The 4668-nt window shown below is 56.9% G+C and carries 5 protein-coding genes; 4 read left to right on the top strand and 1 reads right to left on the bottom strand.

Annotation, left to right across the window (positions count from 1 at the left end):
- The first annotated feature begins 278 nt into the window (after nt 1-278).
- Nucleotides 279-881, top strand: coding sequence for a hypothetical protein (locus XcuCFBP2542_RS19445; protein WP_146090363.1), 603 nt, complete (start codon nt 279-281; stop codon nt 879-881).
- A gap of 567 nt (nt 882-1448) precedes the next feature.
- Nucleotides 1449-1646: a hypothetical protein gene (locus tag XcuCFBP2542_RS18495; RefSeq protein WP_104605669.1), complete on the top strand. Its 198-nt coding sequence runs from the start codon at nt 1449-1451 to the stop codon at nt 1644-1646.
- A gap of 43 nt (nt 1647-1689) precedes the next feature.
- Here the strand turns inward: XcuCFBP2542_RS18495 and XcuCFBP2542_RS18490 are convergent, their stop codons facing one another.
- Nucleotides 1690-2709, bottom strand: a complete 1020-nt coding sequence (locus XcuCFBP2542_RS18490; RefSeq protein WP_104605667.1) for an exodeoxyribonuclease VII large subunit — start codon at nt 2707-2709, stop codon at nt 1690-1692.
- A gap of 229 nt (nt 2710-2938) precedes the next feature.
- On the opposite strand from XcuCFBP2542_RS18490, the gene XcuCFBP2542_RS18485 reads away from it, so the two are divergent.
- Together XcuCFBP2542_RS18485 and XcuCFBP2542_RS18480 are read left to right on the top strand one after the other, a co-directional pair.
- On the top strand, nt 2939-3616 hold the full coding sequence (locus tag XcuCFBP2542_RS18485; protein WP_249027687.1) for a hypothetical protein: 678 nt from the start codon (nt 2939-2941) through the stop codon (nt 3614-3616).
- Complete coding sequence (locus XcuCFBP2542_RS18480) at nt 3609-4598, top strand: hypothetical protein (RefSeq protein ID WP_249027686.1); 990 nt, start codon at nt 3609-3611, stop codon at nt 4596-4598. Before XcuCFBP2542_RS18485 ends, XcuCFBP2542_RS18480 begins: the two co-directional genes overlap by 8 nt.
- Nucleotides 4599-4668: the final 70 nt, after the last annotated feature.

Here is a 4668-nt window from a genome sequence, read left to right as displayed (position 1 = left end):
CGCTGATGCCAGTGTGACGGCTCAGGTCAGCAACGCTCTGATTGTTGGGGGGCATCATCCGCCGGACGATCTGGTCTTTGAGTTCGGGGCTGCAGCGGGCCATCGCGGTCTCCATCTGAGGATTCAGGGGAGCGGACAACTATCGTGACATGGGGGGCGTCAGGCCGATTCTTAATGCCTGTCAGCTGCCTAGCGGATGGCTTATAAAATTCTCGGCGGGATCAGATCCTAAGCGCCCATCTGTAGGGTGCAATGGCTTAGAAGACATCGTTGGACACATGGCTGCTGATGAAGCGCCTCACATTTTTGGTCTTACAGACAATAGGAATGAGCGAGGCGAGGTCACTAAGCGATTGACACCTCATTTTCGGCTTAGATGGTTGAATAGCGAGCCATTTGTTCGCCAATCTGCGGATATCGTGGGTTTGGTGGAGGTTGCTGTTTCGGAGGAGCAGCAATGGCGTGAACGAGTTCTCCCAAAAGATGAAAAGCATGTTCTTGTCCTCCCGGGAATTTTCGACTCCTCATGCAAGGATGATGGTCTTACTATATGGGAGCGAGCGTCTCGCTGGGGTGATGAGGGTTTAATCACGGCAGCAGAAAAGTTAATTAAAAAATTCGAAGGGGTTCATCGAAAGCGCGGTAATATTTGCCACGATCAAAGGGGGCTGGCGTGGAACCATGCCGGGCAGCGTCATGGGGGGATACCAATTCCAAGAAATTGGAAATTCAGTTTGAAGCTTCCAGAAAGCTTTCACTTCGATGTGGCTTATCCTGATCCTAGAGAGTATTCAATAACAGACTCGCAAGGGAGGCGACATACTGCAAGTAAGGGGCCATTGCATCATCTAAACATTGATGCTCATGGTTACGTTCGTTAATTTAATCATTTAGGTTAAAGCGTGGGGGTGCCCATAAGTGATTCGTAGCTCGGGCCCGGCGCTGTTACGCCCGCCGAAAAGTAACGGTGGTCGTGGCAGATTGGGCTTACTTCTTAGTCGTGGCGGGTTGTGGTGCAAGTGCGACGCACCGGAAGCCACTTAACCTAATCTCCAAACTCTGCTCTAGTGACGCAAAGAGCGGTTAGTTCGAAATTCGCTGATGTTTCTGTAAGACCGTTCGCCGTCAATTTGAGGACAAGGACCGCTAGGGTTGAGTGGTGGCCTAATGCTTCATCCAGGATCAGTCAGTCAACCGCTGGATGGTGAGCTCCGGTTGAGCGGTTGCTTATCGGCGATACGCCGCGCGTTCATCGCTGACGAAGCCAATGCACAAATGCCCGCAGACTGCTGCCGGAGCAAGCGCAACCGGGCGGTCCGCTAGGCCTTAGTGGCCGAGCTCCCCATGCCGGGCGAATGCCGCGGCAAGGGGGGGCATAGCCCGCCCCTTCACCTCTTTGGCCTGTCAGGGCTAAACTGCCAAGGTAGATCCACATCGATGGAGCAGGAATGACGGCGTTTCACGTGCGCGGGATCGTGTGGGAGACCGACGGCAAGCGTCCGTCATTGCCCGCTGAAGCCACGGTCGAATGCGAGAGTGAAGAGGCTATCGCCGATGCGCTCAGCGATGCATACGGCTGGCTGGTGAGCGAAATCGCCTTCGTAGAAGAGGTTGATGATGTCGGCCATGGCAGGGGATTGAGGTAGTGCTGAAGCAAGCTCTTCGTCTTTTGTCCAGCATGTGAGCTTTTTAACGCATGGCTAGCCACAGCAAAAGCAAGAACAAGCCAGCCCCCGCAGTGGTGGCGAACATCTTCCATTGTCGGAGTTCGGCTTTTAGGCCTTGGCCATTCAGCTTGCTTTGCTGCAACAGTTCGTTCAAATGACGGCGGGTTTCGTCAAGCTCTGACTCTCTCCGATCAAGCTTGGTCGAGAGTTGAATCAACTTGTCCTCGGCATCGCTTGCTTCAGCTCGTGCATCTTCTGCCTCTTGAGCTGCATCCAGGCAATCTCGCAGTCGGTGACCGAAGTCGCTAGGCGTGAGGAAAACATCGTCGGCGTGCTTGTCTACCAATAACACGTCGTTGGCATGGCCCAGCGCGACATAGAAGGGCAGGCCTGTTTCGATCAGGGCACGGGTGACATTGCGCGAGTCTCCAATGGTCTCCAAGCGTTCCCCACCCCCTCGCGCGATGACCAGTCCTTTCACGCCGGTTCCAGTGAGCTGTTTCAACGCTTCAACGAACTTGGTTTCATCACCGAAGTTGGCCATCACAAGTGTGTTGTTGCGAAGCTTCTGCAATCGTGCCGCAGAGCAGATGTCGTCCCAGCCGGTCTTGCTCGCGAGAAAGCCAAGCCCAGAAAGGCCGTTTTTCCCGAGGAACTCCCCGATCGCCACTGGATTGCGTCCACGATCCGGGATGGGCACCATTGGCTCGCGCGCCGCCGTGAGCCAAGGTCCCTCCACACGCCCCTGGAGCTCTACGGACATTTTTCTGTTCACCGTCAACACGCCTGCAATGATGATCGGGGCGTCGTCTTGAGGTTGCTCATCCACGGGAATCCTGAAGCTCAACTCGATGCCGGGATAAGGCTCAAAAACCCCATAGCAGAACTGGTTCCACGGCATGAGTTTCTTGGTTCTCCCGGCTACCCGGATTGGTAGTTTCCCGCCCTCCAGGCGCGCAAGAGGCAACACCTGGTCAGCGGTGATCCAAGGCGTGTTGGCGTCGGTGGCTGCTGAGTCGAGATTGCGGCTTGCTTGGGACATGAGCGCATCAATGAAAGCATTTCACTCAATGTAGCCCAGCGATCGAAACGTGGCCCACGAGCGACTCGCTATACCGGGAGATATGTCACACAACCATGGGGGCCGTCCGGCAATTCTCACGTTTGACTTGCTGGGCTACTGTGCGGATAGACTGAGCCTCCCAACTCTTCATATGAGCTGGCTTATGGACTTCAGTCGCAACGGACGCCCCCCCTCCTGTGCCTTGGCCATGACATTGGCCGCAGGGGTTTTGACTTCGGGACTGGTGGCGTGCGCTCAACCTTCGGCCTTGCCCCAGGAGACCACTGTGCCAAAACCCCCAAGCCAGGCCTCGATTGAGGCCGAGCAGAACAAAGCTGCTGCGGCATCCGATATCGCGGCGGACGCCGCGGCAAAGGTCACGCCTCGGCTTGTCGACCAAGGCGCTTACCCCGAGTTGCAGGCGGGTCCCGCGTTGACCGCCCCCACACTGACCAACGCCCTGGCTCAGTTGGCGAAGGCGCTTCGCTCCCAAGCCGACACGGCTCCAGCAGCTGTTGAACAGGCCATGGAATTGAAGTTGCCTCCCGATAGCAAGGGGCGGCGCTATGGGGTCAAAGGCGCATTAGGGCAGGGTGGCTACGAGTTGGCGGTCTGGAAGCCTTACGCCAAGCACCCTGGACACTTGATAGAAGTATCGGTCAACCCGCCTGGCTCATGCGAACTCACCATGGACGCGGTGCAAGCCCCATTGCTGTCGGCGGGCTTTCGGATGACCAAGCCAGGTTTTGGTGACGACCATCGGATCATGTTCGACAAGCAGGCCGGCCAGAACCTTGGGGTCTACATCGCCGTCAAGACAGACAACCGCAACGATCCCCACTGTGTTTCGAGAGTGACCTTCGAGTTGGAGCCAATCGATGGTTGATCCACGTGTCGAGCAACTGCTCAATGAAGTAGAGAAGCAATCCGGGTTGCCGCCTTCGGCTGCTCGGGACTTTCGCGAGGCTGTCGAAACCTCTCCATATCTTGCGTCTGCGATGGCCCAGGCCATCGAGAGCGGCAGTTTGCGTCACCTGTCGGTGTCAAACCGGCCGAACGAGGGCGGGCACTACGACGCGAGCACGGGCACGGTCAACGTCAGTGCGGATGTATTCCAGAGGACCAAGCAATCGGATCGCGTGGATTTGCTGACGGGTGTGTTGGGGCATGAGACCGGGCACGCACTGATGGCCAAGTCGGCTGAGCAATCGCGATACAAGCTTGCCTACGGCATCGATCAAGCCCTTAGAGAGGGAGCCCAATACGGTGAGCCGGTGGTGGATGTCACTCCTATAGCCAAGGAATATCTTGCCTCGGCTCGCCGGGACGAGGGTCTGGCAGAGTTGATGAGCATGAACTCTGTGGCGAGCCGGGTGATCACGACCACCGGCGAAGTCAACCAGAAAGTTCTGCTTTGTCGGCTGGACCCCACGACTGCCTGCGTCACCAACGATCAGTTGGAGCCCGGCGTCCGGCTGGATGAGCATGGGTTGCAGCGCACGCAGGGCCGTATAGAGAGTCCCGCCGTGGAGGCGGTAGCGGAATGTCATTTTGACAAGGGTGGAAGCACCTTGGGCCACAAGGGCACCTCGGCCTATCAGGCCTACTATACGGCTTACGCCATCGGTGCTGGCGCAGACATCTGGAAGGATCGTGCGAATGTCACGGCGCAGCCGATGCCTAAGTTGGGCTACAACCTGCAGGAGCTGGGGGTGAGTGCTCAGCAAGCCGAAGATGCGGGTGTTGACCTGGGTGGGGTGGGCAAGACGTTCGGATTTGCAGACACCTCCCAGGGACAAGTGCGTCCAGTGGAGGTGCAGCAGTTAGGCGCAGGTAATAGCAATCGGCCTGAGAGGGTGTTTACATAATGATATAATAGTGCCATCTCATCACAGACAGTCATCGAAATGGGCCGCCCACTGAAGATTCAAGTCGAAC

The organism is Xanthomonas cucurbitae, assembly GCF_002939885.1.
GTDB classification, from domain to species: Bacteria; Pseudomonadota; Gammaproteobacteria; order Xanthomonadales; family Xanthomonadaceae; genus Xanthomonas; species Xanthomonas cucurbitae.
This window is presented reverse-complemented; position numbering and strand designations above follow the sequence as displayed.